A 21,071-nucleotide genomic window follows, 5' to 3' on the forward strand; every position below is an offset into this window, starting at 1 on the left:
TTACTTGAGTGTCTTTTCTTTCTGTAAATAGAAAAAGGTGATGTTATGAGGAGAAATAAACAAAAAAAGCAAAATCATAAAGAGAAAAAGAAGTCGCTTCCAATCCGGCTGAATATTTTATTTTTGGCCGCTTTTGTTATATTCACCTGGATTATTGTGGAGCTTGGCATTAAGCAGATCGTTCAAGGCGATGATTACAAAAATCAAGCCAATCAGCAGGAACAAAGTGAAGTCAGCTCGGCGGTGCCGCGCGGGAAAATTTATGATCGGAATTTTAATGCCATTGTAACAAATAAGGCTTTAAATGCGATTACATACACCAGATCTAAATCTACAACGCAAGAACAGCGTTTGAAAATCGCAAAAAAGCTGGCAGATATGATTAAAGTCGACACAAAAAAAGTAACAGAACGGGATAAAAAAGATTATTGGATTTTGACTAGACCAAAAGAAGCGAAAAAGCTGATTACTTCTAAGGAAAGACAGCAGGTAGAAAATAAAAAATTATCAGATGATGATTTATACCAGCTCCAGCTAAAACGGATTACTGATAAGCAGCTGAATGAATTGACTGATAAAGACATGCAGATTCTCGCCATTAAAAGACAGATGGACTCCGGATATGCGTTAACACCGCAATACATCAAAAATGAAGATGTTTCAGCGAAAGAAATGGCAGTTGTAAGTGAACATTTAGATGAACTACCGGGTGTTGATGTCACATCAGACTGGGAACGTGAATATCCGTATAAAAATCTTCTCCGCTCAGTGCTCGGAAGTGTTTCCAGCTCTGATGAAGGATTGCCGTCAAATCTGCTCGACCATTATTTATCGCTCGGCTACAGCAGAAACGACAGGGTTGGTAAAAGTTATCTGGAATATCAATACGAAAGCCTTTTGCAGGGGCAAAAAGCGAAGGTGGAAAATATCACAGATTCAAACGGCAATGTAACGGGAACGAAGACCGTTTCTGAAGGGAAAGCCGGTAAAGATCTCGTGCTTACAATTGATATTGACTTGCAAAAATCAGTTGAAAAAATTATCGAGAAAAATCTCAAATCTGCTAAAGCAAGACCAAGTACTGAATTGTTAGACCGGGCATTTGTCGTCATGATGGACCCGAGAAACGGTGAAGTGCTGACGATGGCAGGTAAGCAGATTAAAACAGAAAACGGGAAATATAAAATTGATGATTACGCACTAGGGAATATGACATCATCTTATGCTATGGGATCAGCTGTCAAAGGTGCAACTGTACTGACAGGTCTTCAAACCGGTGCCATCAATCTGAATACCGTTTTTCAAGATGAACCATTATATATTGGCCAGGATAAAAACGGCAAAAAATCGTGGACTACTTTGGGACCTGTTAATATTCAAAGAGCCTTAGAGCAGTCTTCAAACGTATTCATGTTTAAAACTGCAATCGCACTTGGAAAAGGTGAATATAAACCGCATCAAGCTTTACCGATTGATACGACGGCTTTTGATACGTTTCGGAATTATTTCAGTCAATTTGGACTTGGTGTAAAAACTGGGATTGACCTTCCAAATGAAATGACAGGCTATAAAGGAACAAGCAGATTGACGGGATTCTTGCTAGACTATGCTATCGGCCAATATGATACGTATACACCGCTCGAACTAGCACAATATGTATCAACAATCGCAAATGGTGGCTACCGCTTGAAACCTCAGCTTGTAAAAGAAGTAAGGGAACCTGATGCAGAAAAAGGAATCGGGGCGGTCGTACAATCTGTTCAGCCTGAAGTGCTGAATAAAGTGGACATGAAAAGCGATTATATTAAAGAGGTTCAAGCCGGGTTTAGACGAGTCGCGACTAAAGGAACTGCGGCAAGTCAATTTGCTTCAGCATCTTATAAACCTGCTGCTAAAACAGGAACAGCACAATCGTTCTATGACGGACCAAATAAATCAAAAACAGGTGAAAGTACTTATAATACAACACTTGTTGCTTATGCGCCTGCTGATAACCCTGAGGTTGCCATCTCTGTTGTAGTTCCTTGGGCTTATGTAGATTACAGCGCTAAATATACCATTACGAACGAAATCGGCAGAGAAGTATTGGATAAATATTTTGAGCTGAAATCGAAGCAGGACAAAGAAGATACTCAGCAAAAAAATAAAGACAAAATTGAAGAAAAAGCAGAAAACACAACGTCTTCTGATAACTAAACAGAAACGCCTACATCATGTGGGCGTTTTTTTTATACAAAAAAATGCACGGATTTACAAAACCTTAACATTCGATTTAAACCTATTTTACATAGAACCTTTACTCTATACGTGTAGGACAAATTACACATTATACGCAGGGGGAATTCAGGAAATGAAAAAAAACAAATTGGTGCTTATGCTTCTGATGGCTGCTTTTATGATGATTGCAGCTGCATGCGGAAACGCAGGAGAAAGTGAAAAAACAAATAGCGGCTCTGCAAAAGGAGAAGAAAAGGCATCAGGTTCTTTAACCATTTCTGGTTCATCGGCCATGCAGCCATTAGTACTTGCAGCTGCAGAAAAATTTATGGAAGAAAACCCTGATGCTGATATACAGGTACAAGCAGGGGGGTCTGGAACAGGGCTTTCTCAAGTCTCTGAAGGAGCTGTTCAAATCGGAAATTCAGATGTTTTCGCTGAAGAAAAAGAAGGTATCGACGCAAAAGCGCTTGTAGATCATCAAGTTGCAGTAGTCGGTATGGCAGCGGCTGTAAACCCTGATACAGGTGTAAAAGATATCTCAAAAGATGAATTGAAAAAAATCTTCACTGGCAAAATCAAAAACTGGAAAGAGCTTGGCGGGAAGGACCAAAAAATTACGCTTGTAAACCGTCCTGATTCTTCAGGTACACGTGCTACATTTGTAAAATACGCGCTTGACGGAGAAGAACCAGCAGAAGGCATTACTGAGGATTCTTCCAACACTGTGAAAAAAATCATTGCTGATACTCCGGGAGCGATTGGATATCTTGCATTCTCATATTTAACAGATGACAAGGTAACAGCTTTATCTATTGACGGTGTGAAGCCGGAAGCGAAAAACGTTACTACTGGAGAATATCCAATCTGGGCTTATCAGCATTCTTATACAAAAGGCGAAGCGAAAGATCTAGCGAAAGAATTTCTTGATTATCTAAAGAGTGAAGACATTCAAAAAAGCATTGTAACTGACCAAGGGTACATTCCGGTGACTGATATGAAAGTGACTCGCGATGCCAAAGGGAAGCAAAGCTGATCTAAATAAAAAGAGGAGTGCGGAGACTTCCGTTTCTCCTCTTAACACATTCATAGGAGTGTAAAACAATGATAAACAATAGAGAAAATATGTCTGTGAGCGAACGTTTAATCAGCTCTAGGCAAAATAGGCAATTGGATGAAGTTCGGGGAAGAATGATCGTGACAGCCTGCGCGCTTATAATGATAGCGGCATCTGTGGCGATCACTATTTTCCTCGGCATTAAGGGGCTGCAATCTTTTCTTGTAAATGGTGTAAGCCCAATTGAATTCTTAACGAGTCTGAATTGGAACCCTACAGATTCTGATCCGAAATACGGAGTGCTGCCTTTTATCTTTGGCTCATTTGCAGTAACGATTCTCTCCGCTCTCATTGCTGCGCCGCTCGGCATAGCAGGTGCGATCTTTATGACAGAAATTGCGCCGAATTGGGGGAAGAAAGTGCTGCAGCCGGTGATCGAATTATTGGTCGGCATCCCATCTGTTGTTTATGGATTCATAGGTCTTACAGTATTGGTGCCTTTTATTGCTCAGTTCAAAACGAGCGGAACAGGACACAGTTTATTGGCGGGAACGATTGTGCTTTCCATTATGATTCTGCCGACGATCACATCTATCTCAGCCGATGCGATGGCATCACTTCCGAAAAGCTTAAGAGAAGGTTCTTACGCTCTCGGTGCGACAAGATGGCAGACCATTAGAAAAGTGCTCATCCCTGCAGCTTTTCCGACATTAATGACTGCCGTTGTCCTAGGTATGGCGCGTGCGTTTGGTGAGGCTCTGGCTGTCCAAATGGTCATTGGAAATACAAGAGTATTGCCTGAAAGTCTGTTTGACACCGCAGGAACATTGACAACCATTATTACGCTGAATATGGGCCATACCACATACGGAAGCGTTGAAAATAATACACTGTGGTCAATGGGACTTGTTCTGCTGGTGATGTCATTCTTATTCATCCTGCTTATTCGCTACTTGTCATCTAGGAGGAAAGTGTAATGAACCGCAAATTAACAGATAAACTGGCGACTGGAATGTTCGGTTTATGCGCAGCCATTATCGCCGCGATTCTAGTCGGTCTGTTTTCCTATATTATTATTAACGGTGTTTCTCAGCTCAGCTTTGATTTTATTACGACAAAATCAAGCGCCATTGCCGCAGGAGGCGGGATACGAGACCAGCTGTTTAACTCCTTTTATATTCTGTTTATCACGATGCTGATTACCATCCCGCTCGGAGTGGGCGGCGGAGTGTTCATGGCGGAATACACGCCTAACAACAAAGTGACAGATTTTATCAGAACGTGTATTGAGGTCCTTTCATCTCTTCCATCAATTGTCATTGGAATGTTCGGCTTACTGATGTTTGTTAACCTGACAGGCTGGGGATATACGATCATAGGCGGGGCGCTGGCATTAACGGTCTTTAATCTTCCTGTTATGGTGCGTGTGACAGAAGACGCGGTCCGTTCAGTCCCTAAAGATTTGAAGGAAGCATCGCTCGCTTTAGGTGTTTCTCGATGGCATACCGTAAAAACTGTTTTAATACCAAGTGCGATCCCTTCCATCATTACAGGTGCCATTTTAGCGTCAGGAAGGGTGTTCGGGGAAGCGGCGGCTTTATTATTTACAGCAGGGCTTACAACGCCGCGCCTCAATTTTGCAGAGTGGAATCCGTTTTCTGAAACATCGCCGCTTAATATTTTCAGACCCGCTGAAACACTTGCGGTCCACATTTGGAACGTAAATACGCAAGGGATGATTCCGGATGCTGAAGCGATTGCCAACGGCGGTTCTGCAGTGCTGGTGATTTCAGTCCTAGTCTTCAATCTCGCGGCGAGATGGCTTGGAACAATAATCTATAAAAAGCTTACGGCAAATTAGACCGGAAAGAGGCGAAAACAATGTCTGAACAAATGGTAAAAGAAAAGCCTGAGAGTGCGGTTATGCTTCCTCAGCAGCAAAATGTGCTCGAGGTGAAGGATCTGTCTATTTTCTACGGAAACAAACAGGCCGTTCGTCACGTGAATATGGAGATTGAAAAAAATGCGGTGACTGCTTTGATCGGGCCGTCAGGATGCGGCAAATCTACTTTTCTTAGAAATATTAACCGCATGAATGACTTAATTCCTTCTGCAAGAAGCGAAGGTGAAATTTTGTATGAAGGATTAAATATACTGGGAAGCAATATTAACGTTGTCAGCTTAAGAAGAGAAATCGGCATGGTCTTCCAAAAGCCGAATCCATTTCCAAAATCGATCTACCATAATATCACGCATGCATTAAAATATGCCGGAGAGCGGAACAAATCAGTGCTCGATGACATCGTGGAAGAAAGCTTAACAAAAGCGGCGCTCTGGGATGAAGTAAAGGACCGTTTGCATTCATCTGCACTTTCGTTATCAGGCGGTCAGCAGCAGCGTTTATGTATTGCCAGAACGCTCGCGATGAAGCCGGCCGTTCTTCTTCTTGATGAACCTGCTTCAGCGCTAGATCCGATTTCGAATGCGAAAATAGAAGAATTGATTACGGAATTGAAAAGCGAATACTCAATTATTATTGTCACTCACAATATGCAGCAGGCTTTGCGGGTGTCTGACCGGACGGCTTTCTTTTTAAACGGCGAGATCGTTGAATACGGACAAACCGAACAAATTTTCACAAGTCCGAAGCAGCAAAAAACAGAGGATTACATTAACGGGAAATTCGGATAGGAGGCTGGCAATGAGTATTGCTACCGAAGCTGTAAAGAAACAGGAAGTATATCAAGTCAACGGAATGAATTTATGGTATGGGGAAAACCATGCCTTGAAAAATATCAATTTGAGCATTAATCAAAACGAAGTCACGGCGATTATCGGGCCGTCAGGATGCGGCAAATCGACATTTATTAAAACATTGAATTTAATGATTCAGATGACGCCGAATGTAAAGCTTGCGGGTGAGCTGAACTATAATGGCAGCAACATTTTAAAGGATAAAGTCGATATCGTAGATCTACGCAAAAATATCGGCATGGTATTTCAGAAAGGAAACCCGTTTCCGCAATCAATTTTTGATAATGTTGCTTACGGACCGAGAGTTCACGGCATCAAAAATAAAAAGAAGCTGCAAGACATTGTAGAAAAGTCATTAAAAGACGTGGCGCTGTGGGATGAGGTGAAGGATCGTTTGCATTCATCTGCACTCTCATTATCAGGCGGCCAGCAGCAGCGTCTCTGTATCGCCAGAGCTCTTGCGACAAATCCTGATATTTTGCTGATGGATGAGCCGACATCTGCGCTAGATCCAATTTCGACGAGAAAAATTGAAGAGCTCATTCTTCAGCTGAAAAATAAATACACCATCGTTATCGTGACGCACAACATGCAGCAGGCAGCGAGGGTTTCTGATCAAACTGCATTTTTCTACATGGGTGAGCTTGTTGAATGCGACAATACAAATAAAATGTTCTCTCAGCCGAGAGATCAAAGAACACTCGATTATATTACAGGGAAATTCGGATAAAAAAAACAGGCTGTTACATAGCCTGTTTTTTTATCGTGTTAATGTTTTAACGATCTTTTTGAAGGTCATATCTGATTTAACTTTAAATTCTCCGGCACGAATCTCCTTGTGATACCCAGCGTCGATCACGTAGTCATTAAAGTCCTTAGCTGAAGAAATAATGCCTTCTTTTTCAAGAATAGCTGATACATCTGCGGTGCTCATGCCGTCTTTAATGATGAGCTTGTACGTTTTTACTTTGTTTTTCGAGTCTGAGCTGCTGTCATCGCTCAGAGATTTCTCTTTTGAGTCGAGAAGCTTTTGATATTCATCACGGTTAACAGAAACCATTTTTTTAGAATCGAGATAATTGTTCACGTCCTGCTCGGTTACTGTTTTTTGTTCTTTTACAGCAGCGGCTTGATCTTCATCTGTCAGATAAAAAACACTTGCGAGAACGGCTGTCGCTAATATGATACCGCCGGCAAATGCCTGAATGCCTCGTTTTGTCATACGAGCACCTTCTCATTATCTTTTATAATCGTATTCACGTCTTCTACTGATACATGCTCAGCTTTAGCAATTGCTTCAGCTGACATGCCGTTATTATATTTAGAAAGTATTTGTTTGGCGATCTTTTGATTGATGCCGCTGTTCTTTGCTTTGCGGATCACAAGGTTTGTTTCAAGTAATTCTTCCTCAAGCACTGTCATTTTCTTTTTGAGCTTATAAATTTCCTGCATAGCAGAAAGCTGCAATGTTTCAAGCTCCTGCTCGACATCTTTCATCGGATCTCGTTGAGAATATGAGAATGCAATTAGCGCTATACTGACGATAAACAACGCAATAATAGCAATTTCCACGTTTCATCACCTTCTATTCTTTTTTTATCCTTCTTTTTTATACCATAAAACAAGTGGATTCTAAAGGAATTCGCGAAAAAAACGAGTTTTTGTCGAGAAATCTTTCTTTTCTTCCTTTATGGGTAATGGTTTAATAGGATCACCGAGCCAATGGAAGGAAAGGAGAATGTGAGAAGCCTATGGACAAACACTCATTTCCCCATAACATTCGAAGCGGGATTCCTTTTTTTAGGGACATATTCGACATGAACATCCAAAACTCTCACACATTGACAGTCCGATGGAATCTTTCAGTTGAGACGATGAAACTGGCGGAAACCGTGCTTTTCGAAAAAGCGCCGGACATGATAAAAGAAATCCGTATTTTCGTGAAAAGAAACGGTATAGAAGCTGTCAGGACGAAACGCATAAAACGGGGCAAAGGGAAATGGATCATTGTTCAGGTGCCTGGTCATGCTTTATATCGCGCAGAATGCAGAATACTGAATTCAATGAATGTTTCTCTCAAACTAGCTGAAACAGAGGACATCTTTCTTGCAGAAAACGGTGTCAGCGACATAAACAGTTTCCGCAATGCAGAAATACATACCAGGTGGGAGGAGCAATTTTCTGCTTATACCTGCTATCGCACTGAGGGAAAAGGGAAATGAACATCCTTATGCTTTCATTCGAGCATCCTAATAAACCGAAAAGCGGGCTTGGCGTTCATTTGAGCCGTCTTATTTCTTATTTAAATCCGCATATCAAAATAACGGTATGCGTTCCAAGCGGTAAGCTATGTTCCAATGCGAATGTTGAAGACTTTATAGCTGATGTCAATGTCAGAATGGTTCAACAAGTGTTGTCATGCAATGAACGCTTTGATCTGATTCATGCCCATGATGACATGACGGCTCCTGCCGCTCATTATTTGAAAAAGCAGCTTGGCATTCCGCTTGCTGCAACGATCCACGGGCTTGAAAGCAGAAGGAAGCGTGCATGCAAAGAAACGCCTCATCCGTACAGGCTGCTGACGGAGAGGCTCCTCCTTGAAATTTCCGACGAACTGATTGTGTTAAGCAGTTTTATGAAGAGATCGATGAATAAGGCGTATCCGTTTCGTGAAAAAATAACCGTCATCCCAAGCCCTCTGTCTCTGCAGGCAAAAAGTGGCCTAGCTGAAAGGATCATTCATAAAAGATACTTGTTTTCGTTTGGAAGGTTTGTTCCGGAAAAAGGGTTTTCACAGCTGTTGAAGGTATTTTCTATTCTGAACAAATGCCGGCCTGACCTTCAGTTGGTGCTAGCTGGACAAGGCCCGTTTCTGGCTGCCTATAAGAAACTGGCTGAGCAATTGAGCATAAAGGAAAGTGTAATGTTTTATCCTTTTTTAAATAGAAGAGAGATCGTGACGTTACTGTCTCAATGTGAAATGGCTGTTTTCCCAAGCTTTTATGAACCCTTTGGGCTCGCTGCACAAGAAAGCATGGAACAAGGCGTGCTGACAGCTGTTTCACAGTCGGGCGGTTTTTGTGACTTTGCCGTTCATGACAAAACTGCAATTGCTGCTGATTTTTCGCAAGAACGGGAAGCGGCCGATAGGCTTCACAACATATTAATAGATGAAGAAAAGGCCCGCCGGATAAAAGAAGCGGGCAGAGAACAGGTGATGAAACTGCATCATCCACGGATCATCCAAGCATCATATTTGCAGCTTTATCAGCGTCTATCCAATAATTCATCATTTCATTGAAAAACATCCTAGCATTCCGTGCATTATAGTGGTATTATATATAAGTCTGAATAAGTAAATGATATTTAGTTTGGAGGGAAAACAATGCGCGTTAATATTACTTTGGCTTGCACAGAATGTGGTGAGCGTAACTATATTTCTAAAAAGAACAAACGCAACAATCCAGACCGCGTTGAATTTAAAAAATATTGCCCACGTGATAAAAAATCTACGTTACACCGTGAAACAAAATAACAGCATAGCTGTTTGAGGTGTAAGAAAAAAGCCAGAGCTTTGAAAAAGGTTCTGGCTTTTTTCTATTCCGAGGGGGATGGAAATGAAATCACAATTAAGAAAAAAAACAATAGAAACGTTATCAGCGATATCGAATGAAGAACTGTCTAAGAAAACTGCGCGTATCAACGAGCATTTATTTTTTCTCCAAGAATGGCAAAATGCCAGCACCATAGCCGTCACCATTTCAAGAGGGCTGGAGGTACCGACACGGCCGATCATCGAAAAAGCCTGGGGCGAAGGGAAAGAAGTTTGTATTCCAAAGTGTGATTCCGACACGAAAAGAATGCAGTTCCGCACTTTCCAAGCGGATGATCAGCTTGAAACGGTTTACGCCGGACTTCAGGAGCCAATGATTGAGAAAACGAATGAAGTGATCCAATCACAGATTGATTTGATGATCGTGCCTGGCGTATGTTTCGATGCCAACGGCTATAGGATTGGCTTTGGCGGCGGTTATTATGATCGTTATTTAAGTGATTATAAAGGGAACACAGTTTCTTTGCTTTTAGAATGCCAGCTGTATGATCACGTGCCGCATCTGTCACATGATATCCCGGTTCAAATGCTGGTTACTGAGGATCGAATCATTTCTTGCTTTTCATAGCTTTCTCGTCCCTCCGTCAAGAATAAATAAGAAAGAATAACAAACCCTAATGGCAGGAGGGATATAATGAAAAAATTTATGATCTATGCCATTTGTGCTGTTTCTGCCGTGATGTTTTACCAAAACCGTTACCGTCTCATGAATACCGTGCTCAGCCAGCCGGGAATCAGACGGTCCTTTATTCATCTTTTTTTAAGAATTCCGTTTATCCGCAATAAGTTTATACAGCAAGCTTTTTAAAAATCCCGTTTTCACGGGATTTTTTGCTTTTAGTAGGCGTCAAGAGCACCAGCTGTTATAATGAAAAAAAACCATTGGAGCGGTAAACATGTATTTGTTGGAGTATACATATTGGAAGATCGCGGCGCATTTAGTAAGAAGAGGGTATGGCGTCATACAATCCGGTGAATCTGATGAAATATGGCTGGAAGCACCGGACAAATCCTCTCATGATCTGATTCGCCTCTTTAAACAGAATATTGATTTTCGCCAAGAAATTGCAAGGGACATAGAAGTGCAGGCGGAGCGAGTAGAGCATGTCAGGAAGTCTATCGGCAAGCGGCATTTGAAGCTGCTGAATGTGCTGATTACAGCGGAAGCCCCTGTCGATGACTGGGAGGAAATCGCTGAAAAGCCTTTTGAAAAAGGACAGGTATCCGTTGAAACGGCACTTGTGACTGGCACTTCGCTTCATGAAGATCTGCAGGCAGTTTTTCCCTCACTTGATGCTGTTGAATGGACGGAAGACCGAGACTCATTGGAACACGCGCAAATGGCGAAAGAACGCTTTTTTTCACTAGTGCAGAAACAAGAGGAACAGCGAAAAAAAGAAGCGGCGTTTTTCCAGAACGGAAAACCGATCTTTACATATTTGTTCATCGCGTTGCAGCTCGTGATGTTTTTCCTGCTCGAAATAAACGGAGGCAGCACCAATACGGAGACGCTTGTTGCTTTCGGTGCTAAGGAAAACGGCCTGATTGCAGCCGGAGAATGGTGGCGCCTGCTGACGCCGATTGTGCTTCACATCGGCCTTGCGCATTTAGCCTTTAACACGCTGGCTTTATGGTCGGTTGGAACCGCTGTTGAGCGCATGTATGGATCAGGCAGATTTTTGCTGATTTATTTGGCGGCGGGTATCACGGGATCGATCGCCAGCTTCGTGTTCAGTCCGTATCCTTCAGCCGGTGCTTCAGGCGCCATATTCGGATGCTTAGGCGCATTGCTGTATGTAGCTGTGTCAAACCGAAAAATGTTTCTAAAAACGATAGGCACAAATATTATTGTTATTATCCTGATAAACCTGGGTTTTGGCTTTGCGGTCTCAAATATTGATAATTCGGGGCATATTGGCGGCTTGGCCGGCGGTTTTCTTGCTGCGGCAGCACTGGGTTTGCCAAAAGCAAAAGACTGGGGCAAAAAACTGGTGTCAGCGATTCTGCTGGCTGCCCTGGCCGGCGGGTTTCTCTCTTACGGATTGCATTCACCGTCCCATCAGGAGACAGCGCTGATCCGGCAGGCAAATGAGCTTTACCAGGAAGGGAAATATAAAGAAGTAACCGAATTGCTGAACGGTGAAGCAGAGCAGAAAGACGCTTCAGCTGATCTTCTGAAAATCCTGGCCGTTTCTGATATTCAAATCAGTGAATATGATCAGGCGATTTCTCTTTTGGAAAGAGCTGTGCAAAAAGAGCCTAAAGACCATGCGTCCTATTACTATTTGGCATTGCTGTATGCGGAAAAAAATGAACTTGGTCAAGCTGACGAGGCAATCAGGACCGCTGTAAAGCTGAAGCCGAAGGAGAAGCGTTACATAGAACTGCAGCAGCAAATTGAAAATAATAAAAATAAATGACTGGATGAGAAAACGTTGAATTTGCCAAGGAATGAATCCCGGGTATTTTTGTCAGCGTTTTCTTCTTGACTGGCCGGTTCTTTATGACTACGCTATTTATAGTTAAGATCAAGAATGGTGAGGAATATGAATACATTTTATGATGTACAGCAGCTGTTAAAAACTTTTGGACACATTGTTTACTTTGGTGACAGAGAGCTTGAAATTGAGTTTATGCTTGATGAATTAAAGGAACTATATATAAATCATATGATTGAGAAGGAGCAGTGGGCTAAAGCGGCAGCTGTCCTTCATAAAGAGCTGGAACAAACAAAAAAACGGAAGAGATTTACGTAAAGGTTAAGGTGATAAAAATGGATGAGATATGGTTTGCGGGAATCGATCTTGGAGGAACGACGATAAAACTCGCATTTATTAATCAATATGGAGAGATTCAGCATAAATGGGAAGTGCCGACCGATAAGTCCGGTGACACCATTACCGTGACAATAGCAAAAGCGATTGACAGCAAGCTGGATGAGCTTCATAAACCGAAGCACATCGTCAAATATATAGGAATGGGCGCACCGGGGCCAGTAGATATGGCAACTGGGGTCGTTTATGAAACGGTAAATCTGGGCTGGAAAAACTATGCTTTAAAAAATCATCTGGAAACGGAAACAGGCATCCCTGCGGTTATAGAAAATGATGCGAATATTGCCGCGCTCGGAGAAATGTGGAAGGGTGCGGGTGATGGCGCAAAAGACGTCATTCTCGTTACTCTAGGCACAGGAGTTGGCGGCGGTATTATTGTGAATGGGGAGATTGTGCACGGGATAAATGGCGCTGGCGGAGAAATCGGCCATATTTGCAGCATCCCTGAAGGCGGGGCGCCGTGCAACTGCGGTAAAACAGGCTGTATTGAAACCATCGCGTCAGCAACTGGCATTGTTAGAATTGCAAAAGAGAAAATTGCAAAAGCTAAAAAGCCGACTCAATTAAAAGCATCTGATCATTTAACGGCACGAGATGTATTTGAAGCAGCAAATGAAAATGATGAATTAGCTCTTGAAGTTGTCGATTATGTAGCTAAGCATCTCGGCCTGGTGCTTGGCAATCTGGCCAGCTCGCTTAATCCGTCAAAAATTGTTCTCGGCGGCGGCGTTTCAAGAGCCGGAGAATTGCTGAGATCCAAAGTCGAGAAAACATTCCGTATATGTGCCTTTCCGCGCGCTGCGGAAGCGGCTGATATATCTATTGCGGCGCTTGGAAATGATGCGGGCGTTATCGGAGGGGCTTGGATTGCTAAGAATGAATGGCTGAAACACCAAAATTGTTAAATTTGTGAAAATGAAATTGATTTTTTGTTATGTTCAGGTTAAGATTTAATTTGATGTGTTAATGAGAATGTTGTGAATAGACTGATTTATTTGAGCGTGCTTGCATAGGAGGTTGAAATGCGAAAAACGTTTTTTTCGATGATTTCATTTATGCTGATTGCCATTTTAATGATGTGGCTGAAAACGTATGTTGTTTACAAAACCAGTTTTCATATTAAAATTGACAATCTTACGCAGGAATTTATTCTGTTTATCAACCCATTGAGCTTTTTGCTGCTTATTTTTGGCTTCAGCCTGTTTTTAAAGGGAAGAAACAGAAATCGTTACATTATTGCCATGAGTTGTATTGTCACATTTGTTTTGCTGGCGAATATGGTTTTTTATCGTTTTTACAATGATTTCCTAACGATTCCGGTTCTTTTTCAAACAAGCAATATGGGCGATCTGGGAAGCAGCATCGGAACGCTTCTTGAGCCGACAGACCTCCTATTGGCTGTAGATATCGTGATTTTAATATGGCTTTATATGCGTCAAAAAGCCTTTCAATCAGACATCCCCTCCACGAAAAATGAACGGGCGGCATATTTTTTGTTTGTGGCTTCCGTTTATTTCTTCAACTTAGGTCTGTCTGAGGCAGAACGGCCGCAGTTATTGACACGCTCATTTGACAGAGAAATGCTCGTTAAAAATATCAGCCTTTTTAATTTTCATATTTATGACGGAGTACTTCAGTCGAAGCAATCCGCACAAAGAGCGCTGGCTGACAGCAACAGCCTGACGGAAATTGAAAACTATGTCACAGCCAATGCGAAAGATGCCAATAAGAACTTATTTGGCGCCGCAAAAGGCAGAAACGTCATACTCGTATCTCTGGAGTCGACACAAAGCTTTGTGATCAATGAAAAGGTGAACGGAAAAGAAATCACCCCGTTTTTGAATGATTTTATAAAAGAAAGCTATAACTTTAGTAATGTTTACCACCAAACCGGGCAGGGGAAAACCTCTGATTCTGAATTTATCGTTGACAATTCACTTTATCCGCTTGGACGAGGCGCTGTGTTCTTTACAAATGCGGGCAATCAATACATGGCCGCGCCGGAGATACTCAAAAATAACGGATATTATTCAGCGGTGCTCCATGCCAATAATAAAAGCTTTTGGAATCGCGACTTAATGTACGATTCATTTGGGTATGATTCATTTTTTGATATTGAATCGTATGATGTCAATGACGATAATTCAGTCGGCTGGGGGCTGAAGGATAAAGAATTTTTTGAACAGTCTTCAGAGCTGATGAAAAACCTGCCTCACCCGTTTTACTCCAGGCTGATCACACTCACGAACCACTTTCCGTTTGACCTTGATGAAGAGGACAAATTGATTGAGGAATATGATTCAAGCAGCCAAACGTTAAACAAGTATTTCCCAACTGTTCGCTATCAGGATGAGGCGCTGAAACGATTTATCGAAAAGCTGAAGGAAGACGGGTTATATGATAACTCCATTATTGTTTTATACGGTGACCATTACGGGATATCGGAAAACCATAATGAAGCGATGGGGCAGTTTTTAGGGAAAGAAATTACACCATTTGAAGAAGTGCAGCTCCAAAAAGTGCCGTTTGTCGTTCACATTCCTGGAATTACAGACAAGAAGCCGAAAACGATTGATAAGGTAGGCGGACAAATCGATATCCGGCCGACGCTGATGAATCTGTTAGGTATTGATACAAAGAACTTCATTCAATTCGGCAACGATCTGCTTTCTGACGACAAACTGGACTTTACAGTGCTGCGGGACGGAAGCTTTATCACAGACCAGATCGTGTATACTGACGGTCTATGTTATGACAAAGCGACTGGAAAGCCTTTGAAAGAGGCAAAACAATGTGAAACATTTGCAGATAAAGCGAAACAGGAGCTTTCACTTTCCGATGAAATCATTTACGGAGATTTGTTACGATTTTATGATCAGGAAAGACTGGACAATTCGTCAAAAAGAAAAGAAAAACAAATTCTTGATCAGGCCTCATGATCACAAAGTCTCCCGTATCAAAAAATGGGGAGGCTTTCTTTTTTAAAAAACGCCGTCATATAGTAACAAAAAGGGGGATGATGATGGCGTTTATTACGATAAAACCTGAGATCAAATACAATTTGGCTTTATTGGCAAGAGAACTGAAGATAGATGAGACATTGCTTAGAAGTGCCAATCAAACAGCACAGAAACATCAATTGTACTGTCCGGGTTATAAGATTGAAGAAAGTACTGATAAGGAGCTTCAATCCATTCAGGAAGTAAAGCGCTTTTTACACCCGCTGCAGCTGCAGCCTGCTGATGACTGGCTGGAGCAAGAAAAAATCTATGACTTTCTTGCTGCCGAAGAGGAAATTAAAAAAATAATCAATGTGTTTCCGTTTGTTTCATGCCGGGAAATCGGACGTTCCGTTTTGGGCAGGCCGATCTGGGAGCTGGCAGTTGGGGGAGAGCATACCTCCAAAAAAGTTCACATGAATGCATCGTTTCATGCAAATGAGTGGATTACCACGTCTGTACTGCTGAAGTGGCTGAAGGAATATTGCCTTTCTTTATGTCATAATACGAATTTCTTTGGTTTTACTCCTTTGGAGCTGTTCAGCCGAACCTCTCTGTCTCTTGTTCCTCTTGTGAATCCGGATGGCGTTGATCTTGTCTTACACGGATCAGCGGGCATGGGAGACAGGAGAGATGAACTTGATAGACTAAACTGCCATCGTCCGAATTTTAATGAATGGAAAGCAAATATTAACGGAGTTGATTTAAATAAACAATTCCCGTCTTTATGGGAAATTGAAAAATACCGCAAACCAAAAACGCCCAGCTACCGAGATTTTCCCGGAACTTCTCCGCTCACAGAGCCGGAATCCATTGCGATGCAGCAGCTGATAACAGCGGATCCGCCTGACAGGCTGGTGGCCCTTCACACTCAAGGAGAAGAAATCTATTGGGGATATAAAGGCCTTGAGTCCGAAGAATCGGCTGCAGTAATAAAGGATTTTGAGACGATAAGCGGAAACATTTATAAAGGAGTCAAGGATATTGACAGCTATGCGGGATTTCGCGACTGGTTTATTCATCACTATTTTAAGGAAGGTTATACGGTGGAGCTTGGAAAAGGCCAAAATCCCTTGCCGTTTGAGCAGTTTTCACATATTTTTCAGGCGACAAGCGGGATCTTATGGAGGTCGTTATTTTTTCTTGAATAACTGAAACTTTTTCTTTTTCGTGCCGTATCAAATATGGGACAATAAATATGATCGGAGGGGGAGGCTGATGAGATCAGTTTGTTTGATTCTGCTGTCAGCATTGCTAGTTTGTTTATCGGCATGCGAACCATCTCATCAGCAGCAAAAACAGGCAGCGATGGCAAAAAGTGAGGAAAAAGAGATTGTTCCGCTGCCAGCAGGAAAAGCGGACGGAGCGGAAGGCTGGCTCAATAACAACACCATTCTGTATACAGCCTCAGATCCGACAAAAACAGAGCTTCTTGCATATCAAATCTTTAATGGCAAAACGAAAAAGCTCTATCAGACGGATGGTCAAATCGTTGATGTTCAAATCAATCCCAAGAAACAGATGATTCTGCTGCAGATCACGCATAGCCAACAGACAGCAGTAGTTTTGCTGAATCAAAAAGGGGAGAAGCTGTACCAGAAAGAATACGAAACGTACGAGCTGGAGGCAGCATGGAATCAGTATGATCCGTATCAAATGATGGTCACGGTATTCACTGAAAACTGGGACTTCAATACATATCACGTGGATGCCAAAAAAGACAAGTCTGCTTTAAGTCGAATACAGGTACCGTTTGTCCATTGGACCTCAAAAGACACATTTGACTATCTAAAAGAGGGAAGAAACGATAAAGAAGGCCCTTTGTATACGTATGATATTACTTCTGAAAAGGAGAAAAAGCTGGAGGAGGATGTCCTTTACTTTGATTCTTTTCATAATATGAACTTTACCGTCAAAGCAGATTCCGGAGAGAACGGCTTGTATAAATTTACATCACCGCAATTGAATGGTGAAGCAGTTACAGCAGAATGGCCGCTCCAAACCAAATATACAAGTCTGGCTCCGATGGAGTATGATTTTGATGAGGCTGGCGGTCTGTTTTACACGTTTAAAGAAAGCGGGGACGCATATAAGCTGTCAGCGATCGATATGAAATCGGGAAAGGCGCAGGATATTCTTACCTTGCCTGAAATGGAGCCGATCCAAGTATCCCCGAATGGAAAATATGCGTTGTACGGTTTTCATTTTGAGCGCATAATTTCATTAATATCACATGAAATGAAGCCAATCATCATTGATAAAAAGGAGATGGAATAATTAATGGCTATCGCAGATGTAACCATTATCCCAATCGGAACAGAAACACCTAGTGTGAGCGCCTACGTGGCGGATGTGCAGAAAATTTTAGAGGGCTACAAGGCAGAAGGGAAAATCAAATATCAGCTGACACCAATGAACACACTGATTGAAGGCGAACTCAGCGACCTTTTTACTGTGATTCAGGCGATTCACGAAGCGCCGTTCCAAAAAGGGCTTCACAGAGTGGCGACCAACATTCGCATCGATGACAGACGGGACAAAAAAACGACGCTTGAAAGTAAAATAGAAAGCGTGAATAAACATTTACAGCAATAAAAAATAAACCTGTATCCCATTGGATACAGGTTTTAATGTGCAGTAGGATAACCGCTGTTTATCACCGTCATCACTGTAAACCAGCCAAACACACACAAGGTGGCTCCGGCTAATAAAAATCCAAGTATATTTTTGTTTTTCACAGAACGCAAGACTCCCCATAAAGCGAAAAGAGCGACAAGGCCGAAAATCACGACAAGTAACATTACGCAGCCCCCTTTACATTGAAAAACCTGCAATTCTTTCCATTTTTATTCTACCCGTTTTCAGTGTGTTTGTCGATAGCGTTTTCATAGCGATTGTTTGAATCTTTTTTCAAAAACCCTCATAATAGGAGCATAAAAAGGAAAGAGGTGAGAAAAGTGAAATGGAGAAGAATGCCTGTAGGACCGATTCAAGCGAATGCATATTTTTTAATCAGTGATGATCAATGCCTGATTTTTGATCCGGGCGGCGAAGGAGATAAAATCAACCAATACATAAAAGAAAAAGGATTAACGCCTTTAGCCATTTTACTGACACACGCCCATTTTGACCATATTGGGGCGCTGGATGACGTGAGAGACAGATGGGATATTCCTGTCTATCTGCATCAAAATGAAAAGAATTGGCTTACAGATGCCTCATTAAACGGCTCAGGAATGCTGAGAGGGATAGAAGTGACAGCTAAGCCGGCAGATCATTTGATTGAAGGGGACGGTGAGCTGAATATTGGGCCTTTCCATCTGGAGACGCTATTTACACCGGGACATTCCCCGGGAAGCGTTTCATATTACGTGAAGGATGCCGACCTGGTGATTTCCGGTGATGTCCTGTTTCAAGGCGGGATAGGCCGTACAGATTTACATGGAGGCGACCAAGAAACGCTGCTGACGTCTATCCATGAAAAATTGCTTACGCTGCCGGAGCACACATTGGTGTTAAGCGGACATGGCCCTGAAACTGACGTGCAGACTGAGCAGGATCAAAATCCGTTTTTAAATGGTTTTTCATTATAGAAAAAGAGACAAACCGATGAGGTTTGTCTCTTTTTGGCTTTAATGTCCTCCGCCGCCTGGTACCATAATAAAAATGGAATAGTATGTGAAGCCGGCAAAGAAGATGGTTAAATAAGCGCCAAAGATATAAATGTACATCCGTTCTGTTAAATTCAAATACGATAGAAACACAAATAAGATCGTCTGCCCAAAAAATAAAAGGGAAGCATCTTTCATATCACCTAAATAAAACATGACTGCAAATATTCCCGTCCAAAATCCTAACACCCGGAACATGCGATTCATTTTTTATCCCCTCCCGAGAGTCCCTCTGACTGTTATTATAATAGATCACGGACAAAAATGTAAACATTTTCATTATTAATATGAAAAATGGTATTTAACCCTTTGATTGCGTTTTCTATTATATGTGCGGTTTTTTAGAAATAACCCGAAAAAAAGTTCAATAAATGGTTTAAAGAAAAATTGTTACGGGTAGTTATTCTACAAAGAGATGGTTAACTGGAGGAGGAAAAAACATAATGGAACAATTAACTTTTTACTCATACCCAAGCTGCACGTCATGCCGAAAAACAAAACATTGGCTCAAAGCGCACCAGATTGAATTTAACGAACGGCACTTATTCAGAGAAACTCCAACGATGGATGAATTAAAGTATATTTTATCTTTAACGACAGAAGGAATTGACGAAATTTTAGCAACAAGAAGCCAAACCTTCAAAAATTTAAATTTAAACATTGAAGATATGACTGTAAACGAAGTGCTGGAACTTTTAATTGAGAAACCGAAGCTTTTGCGCCGTCCGATTCTCGTGGACAATAGGAAGCTTGTTATCGGATACAATCCGGGAGAACTGTTAAAGTTATCGAAGAAGAAAACGGTTCATCAATCTGCATGATGAAAAACCGAAGATCCGCTGATTTGCTTGAATCAGCTTATCTTCGGTTTTTCACGGTTCAGAAACTGGGCTAGCTGGATTCGAACCAACGATCACGGAGTCAAAGTCCATTGCCTTACCGCTTGGCTATAGCCCATTGAATATAAAAATAGTATGTGTAACGTGAGACAAGTTATACATATCAATCATACACTTTTTGAAAGATAAACTTCACAGGAGGTAACCGATTGAAATGAAAGCTCTAGAACAGTATTTAACAGAGCACAAAGAAGACATTACACTCCAATGGCTGGAAACATGCACGTTAAAAGGAAGTTTGCTGTATTCTGCAAAAGATCAGCAAAAATTAGAACGAAAATTAAAAGAGCAGCATGAATCATTGGTAGCCATTGTAGCAAAATCCATTAGAAAAGAAGAGGTGAAGGATCAGCTTAACCAATGGTCACTTCAATGTGCCAGAGACCGTGCTGTTCATGAAGTGACCGTGACGGAAAGTGTCAGTCAGTTTAACGCTTTCAGGCACATCATGTGGCAATGGATTCAAGACTTCAGCGATGCCGCTTCTTCCCAAGAAATCGGCATTCAGGAGATATTTGAGTGGAGCAAGATTTTGAATCAAACGATTGATGAGATTATCGAGGTATTTACAGAAGAATATCATCAGGTCACGGTGATCCAATTAAATGCGCAAAAAGAAATGATCAATGAATTGAGCGCACCGATTATGCCGATTTCTAAAGAGATTGGGATTCTTCCCCTTGTTGGTGAAATTGACACGTACAGAGCGAGAACCATTTTGGAATCCGTTTTGGCCCAATGCTCGGCGTTAAAGCTTTCATATTTATTTTTAGATATATCCGGTGTTCCCATCGTCGATACGATGGTTGCCTATCAAATCTTTAAAGTGATTGACAGCACCAAACTGCTGGGCATTGAGACGATTATTTCAGGAATCAGGCCTGAAATCGCCCAGACTGTTGTGAAGCTCGGATTAGATTTTTCGAATGTGAAAACAGAGCAAAGTCTTGCTAAAGCTTTAGCCAACAAAGGATTTAAGATAGAAGAATCTTAAGATGTCCCTTAAGGGATGTATTTTTTTGAA

The 21,071-nt window shown here is 41.8% G+C and carries 24 protein-coding genes, 1 tRNA gene and 1 pseudogene; 21 read left to right on the plus strand and 5 right to left on the minus strand.

Going from position 1 to position 21,071, the window contains the following annotated elements; all coding sequences use genetic code 11:
- Nucleotides 1-45: 45 nt before the first annotated feature.
- From pbpA to pstB (DIC78_RS18940), 6 genes are all read left to right on the plus strand, one after another.
- Nucleotides 46-2,196 carry a penicillin-binding protein 2A gene (gene pbpA, locus DIC78_RS18915; RefSeq protein WP_095713286.1) on the plus strand — a complete coding sequence of 717 codons (2,151 nt, stop codon included), beginning with the start codon at nucleotides 46-48 and terminating at the stop codon, nucleotides 2,194-2,196.
- Nucleotides 2,197-2,350: 154 nt separating this feature from the next.
- The gene (locus tag DIC78_RS18920) at nucleotides 2,351-3,253 is read left to right on the plus strand and encodes a phosphate ABC transporter substrate-binding protein (RefSeq protein ID WP_024122068.1); all 903 of its coding nucleotides are present in this window, start codon (nucleotides 2,351-2,353) and stop codon (nucleotides 3,251-3,253) included.
- 68 nt (nucleotides 3,254-3,321) lie between these two features.
- Entirely contained in the window at nucleotides 3,322-4,251 is a 930-nt protein-coding gene (gene pstC / locus DIC78_RS18925) for a phosphate ABC transporter permease subunit PstC (protein WP_024122067.1), read from the plus strand.
- Nucleotides 4,251-5,135 carry a phosphate ABC transporter permease PstA gene (pstA, locus tag DIC78_RS18930; RefSeq protein WP_127696764.1) on the plus strand — a complete coding sequence of 295 codons (885 nt, stop codon included), beginning with the start codon at nucleotides 4,251-4,253 and terminating at the stop codon, nucleotides 5,133-5,135. The genes pstC and pstA overlap by 1 nt, the downstream gene beginning before the upstream one ends.
- 20 nt (nucleotides 5,136-5,155) lie before the next feature.
- The gene (gene pstB, locus DIC78_RS18935; protein WP_127696765.1) at nucleotides 5,156-5,965 is read left to right on the plus strand and encodes a phosphate ABC transporter ATP-binding protein PstB; all 810 of its coding nucleotides are present in this window, start codon (nucleotides 5,156-5,158) and stop codon (nucleotides 5,963-5,965) included.
- 10 nt (nucleotides 5,966-5,975) lie between these two features.
- Nucleotides 5,976-6,758, plus strand: coding sequence for a phosphate ABC transporter ATP-binding protein PstB (gene pstB, locus DIC78_RS18940; protein WP_024122064.1), 783 nt, complete (start codon nucleotides 5,976-5,978; stop codon nucleotides 6,756-6,758).
- Nucleotides 6,759-6,788: 30 nt separating this feature from the next.
- Here pstB (DIC78_RS18940) and DIC78_RS18945 read toward each other — a convergent pair whose 3' ends face one another.
- Together DIC78_RS18945 and DIC78_RS18950 are read right to left on the minus strand one after the other, a co-directional pair.
- The gene (locus tag DIC78_RS18945; protein ID WP_106020104.1) at nucleotides 6,789-7,250 is read right to left on the minus strand and encodes an MltG/YceG/YrrL family protein; all 462 of its coding nucleotides are present in this window, start codon (nucleotides 7,248-7,250) and stop codon (nucleotides 6,789-6,791) included.
- Nucleotides 7,247-7,600 (minus strand): hypothetical protein, encoded by a 354-nt coding sequence (locus DIC78_RS18950; RefSeq protein ID WP_010334943.1) that lies wholly within the window; start codon nucleotides 7,598-7,600, stop codon nucleotides 7,247-7,249. Before DIC78_RS18950 ends, DIC78_RS18945 begins: the two co-directional genes overlap by 4 nt.
- Before the next feature lie 179 nt (nucleotides 7,601-7,779).
- Between DIC78_RS18950 and DIC78_RS18955 the strand changes: the two genes are divergently transcribed.
- The 12 genes and pseudogenes from DIC78_RS18955 to DIC78_RS19010 all read left to right on the plus strand — a co-directional run bounded on the left by DIC78_RS18955 (nucleotide 7,780) and on the right by DIC78_RS19010 (nucleotide 18,072).
- Nucleotides 7,780-8,250, plus strand: a complete 471-nt coding sequence (locus DIC78_RS18955) for a hypothetical protein (protein ID WP_223203881.1) — start codon at nucleotides 7,780-7,782, stop codon at nucleotides 8,248-8,250.
- On the plus strand, nucleotides 8,247-9,332 hold the full coding sequence (locus DIC78_RS18960) for a glycosyltransferase family 4 protein (RefSeq protein ID WP_106020103.1): 1,086 nt from the start codon (nucleotides 8,247-8,249) through the stop codon (nucleotides 9,330-9,332). Before DIC78_RS18955 ends, DIC78_RS18960 begins: the two co-directional genes overlap by 4 nt.
- 84 nt (nucleotides 9,333-9,416) lie before the next feature.
- Nucleotides 9,417-9,566, plus strand: coding sequence for a 50S ribosomal protein L33 (gene rpmG / locus DIC78_RS18965; RefSeq protein WP_003153056.1), 150 nt, complete (start codon nucleotides 9,417-9,419; stop codon nucleotides 9,564-9,566).
- A gap of 82 nt (nucleotides 9,567-9,648) precedes the next feature.
- Nucleotides 9,649-10,212 (plus strand): 5-formyltetrahydrofolate cyclo-ligase, encoded by a 564-nt coding sequence (locus DIC78_RS18970; protein WP_106020102.1) that lies wholly within the window; start codon nucleotides 9,649-9,651, stop codon nucleotides 10,210-10,212.
- A 66-nt stretch (nucleotides 10,213-10,278) separates the two neighbouring features.
- The gene (locus DIC78_RS18975) at nucleotides 10,279-10,452 is read left to right on the plus strand and encodes a hypothetical protein (RefSeq protein ID WP_024122059.1); all 174 of its coding nucleotides are present in this window, start codon (nucleotides 10,279-10,281) and stop codon (nucleotides 10,450-10,452) included.
- Between the two features lie 88 nt (nucleotides 10,453-10,540).
- Nucleotides 10,541-12,064 carry a rhomboid protease YqgP gene (gene yqgP / locus DIC78_RS18980; protein WP_106020101.1) on the plus strand — a complete coding sequence of 508 codons (1,524 nt, stop codon included), beginning with the start codon at nucleotides 10,541-10,543 and terminating at the stop codon, nucleotides 12,062-12,064.
- Between the two features lie 126 nt (nucleotides 12,065-12,190).
- A pseudogene (locus tag DIC78_RS18985) lies at nucleotides 12,191-12,407 on the plus strand (YqgQ family protein).
- Between the two features lie 10 nt (nucleotides 12,408-12,417).
- Complete coding sequence (glcK, locus tag DIC78_RS18990) at nucleotides 12,418-13,383, plus strand: glucose kinase GlcK (protein WP_044154564.1); 966 nt, start codon at nucleotides 12,418-12,420, stop codon at nucleotides 13,381-13,383.
- 117 nt (nucleotides 13,384-13,500) lie between these two features.
- Entirely contained in the window at nucleotides 13,501-15,417 is a 1,917-nt protein-coding gene (locus DIC78_RS18995; RefSeq protein WP_106020100.1) for an LTA synthase family protein, read from the plus strand.
- An 80-nt stretch (nucleotides 15,418-15,497) separates the two neighbouring features.
- Nucleotides 15,498-16,628 carry a M14 family metallopeptidase gene (locus DIC78_RS19000; RefSeq protein ID WP_106022119.1) on the plus strand — a complete coding sequence of 377 codons (1,131 nt, stop codon included), beginning with the start codon at nucleotides 15,498-15,500 and terminating at the stop codon, nucleotides 16,626-16,628.
- A gap of 67 nt (nucleotides 16,629-16,695) precedes the next feature.
- Complete coding sequence (locus tag DIC78_RS19005) at nucleotides 16,696-17,754, plus strand: YqgU-like beta propeller domain-containing protein (RefSeq protein ID WP_106020098.1); 1,059 nt, start codon at nucleotides 16,696-16,698, stop codon at nucleotides 17,752-17,754.
- Between the two features lie 3 nt (nucleotides 17,755-17,757).
- Nucleotides 17,758-18,072 (plus strand): MTH1187 family thiamine-binding protein, encoded by a 315-nt coding sequence (locus DIC78_RS19010; RefSeq protein ID WP_010334936.1) that lies wholly within the window; start codon nucleotides 17,758-17,760, stop codon nucleotides 18,070-18,072.
- Between the two features lie 32 nt (nucleotides 18,073-18,104).
- Here the strand turns inward: DIC78_RS19010 and DIC78_RS19015 are convergent, their stop codons facing one another.
- Nucleotides 18,105-18,278, minus strand: a complete 174-nt coding sequence (locus DIC78_RS19015; protein WP_010334935.1) for a DUF2759 domain-containing protein — start codon at nucleotides 18,276-18,278, stop codon at nucleotides 18,105-18,107.
- A 156-nt stretch (nucleotides 18,279-18,434) separates the two neighbouring features.
- Between DIC78_RS19015 and DIC78_RS19020 the strand changes: the two genes are divergently transcribed.
- Nucleotides 18,435-19,070 (plus strand): MBL fold metallo-hydrolase, encoded by a 636-nt coding sequence (locus tag DIC78_RS19020; protein ID WP_024122052.1) that lies wholly within the window; start codon nucleotides 18,435-18,437, stop codon nucleotides 19,068-19,070.
- A 39-nt stretch (nucleotides 19,071-19,109) separates the two neighbouring features.
- Here DIC78_RS19020 and DIC78_RS19025 read toward each other — a convergent pair whose 3' ends face one another.
- Nucleotides 19,110-19,355, minus strand: coding sequence for a DUF2626 domain-containing protein (locus DIC78_RS19025; RefSeq protein WP_003226300.1), 246 nt, complete (start codon nucleotides 19,353-19,355; stop codon nucleotides 19,110-19,112).
- A gap of 233 nt (nucleotides 19,356-19,588) precedes the next feature.
- On the opposite strand from DIC78_RS19025, the gene mgsR reads away from it, so the two are divergent.
- Nucleotides 19,589-19,969 carry a transcriptional regulator MgsR gene (mgsR, locus tag DIC78_RS19030; RefSeq protein ID WP_026014741.1) on the plus strand — a complete coding sequence of 127 codons (381 nt, stop codon included), beginning with the start codon at nucleotides 19,589-19,591 and terminating at the stop codon, nucleotides 19,967-19,969.
- A 65-nt stretch (nucleotides 19,970-20,034) separates the two neighbouring features.
- Here mgsR and DIC78_RS19035 read toward each other — a convergent pair.
- Nucleotides 20,035-20,105, minus strand: a tRNA-Gln gene (locus DIC78_RS19035).
- A 96-nt stretch (nucleotides 20,106-20,201) separates the two neighbouring features.
- Between DIC78_RS19035 and DIC78_RS19040 the strand changes: the two genes are divergently transcribed.
- Nucleotides 20,202-21,041 (plus strand): STAS domain-containing protein, encoded by an 840-nt coding sequence (locus tag DIC78_RS19040; RefSeq protein WP_127696766.1) that lies wholly within the window; start codon nucleotides 20,202-20,204, stop codon nucleotides 21,039-21,041.
- Nucleotides 21,042-21,071 lie beyond the last annotated feature (30 nt).

It is taken from the genome of Bacillus halotolerans (assembly GCF_004006435.1).
Taxonomy (GTDB): domain Bacteria; phylum Bacillota; class Bacilli; order Bacillales; family Bacillaceae; genus Bacillus; species Bacillus halotolerans.

Coding starts and splice junctions, on each gene's coding strand:
- pbpA (WP_095713286.1), top strand. CDS start 46: ATGAGGAGAAATAAACAAAAAAAGCAAAATCATAAAGAGAAAAAGAAG.
- DIC78_RS18970 (WP_106020102.1), top strand. CDS start 9,649: ATGAAATCACAATTAAGAAAAAAAACAATAGAAACGTTATCAGCGATA.
- pstC (WP_024122067.1), top strand. CDS start 3,322: ATGATAAACAATAGAGAAAATATGTCTGTGAGCGAACGTTTAATCAGC.
- glcK (WP_044154564.1), top strand. CDS start 12,418: ATGGATGAGATATGGTTTGCGGGAATCGATCTTGGAGGAACGACGATA.
- DIC78_RS19005 (WP_106020098.1), top strand. CDS start 16,696: ATGAGATCAGTTTGTTTGATTCTGCTGTCAGCATTGCTAGTTTGTTTA.
- DIC78_RS19015 (WP_010334935.1), bottom strand. CDS start 18,278: ATGTTACTTGTCGTGATTTTCGGCCTTGTCGCTCTTTTCGCTTTATGG.
- DIC78_RS18995 (WP_106020100.1), top strand. CDS start 13,501: ATGCGAAAAACGTTTTTTTCGATGATTTCATTTATGCTGATTGCCATT.
- pstB (WP_024122064.1), top strand. CDS start 5,976: ATGAGTATTGCTACCGAAGCTGTAAAGAAACAGGAAGTATATCAAGTC.
- DIC78_RS18945 (WP_106020104.1), bottom strand. CDS start 7,250: ATGACAAAACGAGGCATTCAGGCATTTGCCGGCGGTATCATATTAGCG.
- DIC78_RS19000 (WP_106022119.1), top strand. CDS start 15,498: ATGATGGCGTTTATTACGATAAAACCTGAGATCAAATACAATTTGGCT.
- DIC78_RS18920 (WP_024122068.1), top strand. CDS start 2,351: ATGAAAAAAAACAAATTGGTGCTTATGCTTCTGATGGCTGCTTTTATG.
- DIC78_RS18960 (WP_106020103.1), top strand. CDS start 8,247: ATGAACATCCTTATGCTTTCATTCGAGCATCCTAATAAACCGAAAAGC.
- DIC78_RS19025 (WP_003226300.1), bottom strand. CDS start 19,355: ATGAATCGCATGTTCCGGGTGTTAGGATTTTGGACGGGAATATTTGCA.
- DIC78_RS19040 (WP_127696766.1), top strand. CDS start 20,202: ATGAAAGCTCTAGAACAGTATTTAACAGAGCACAAAGAAGACATTACA.
- yqgP (WP_106020101.1), top strand. CDS start 10,541: ATGTATTTGTTGGAGTATACATATTGGAAGATCGCGGCGCATTTAGTA.
- rpmG (WP_003153056.1), top strand. CDS start 9,417: ATGCGCGTTAATATTACTTTGGCTTGCACAGAATGTGGTGAGCGTAAC.
- pstA (WP_127696764.1), top strand. CDS start 4,251: ATGAACCGCAAATTAACAGATAAACTGGCGACTGGAATGTTCGGTTTA.
- DIC78_RS19010 (WP_010334936.1), top strand. CDS start 17,758: ATGGCTATCGCAGATGTAACCATTATCCCAATCGGAACAGAAACACCT.
- pstB (WP_127696765.1), top strand. CDS start 5,156: ATGTCTGAACAAATGGTAAAAGAAAAGCCTGAGAGTGCGGTTATGCTT.
- DIC78_RS18975 (WP_024122059.1), top strand. CDS start 10,279: ATGAAAAAATTTATGATCTATGCCATTTGTGCTGTTTCTGCCGTGATG.
- DIC78_RS18955 (WP_223203881.1), top strand. CDS start 7,780: ATGGACAAACACTCATTTCCCCATAACATTCGAAGCGGGATTCCTTTT.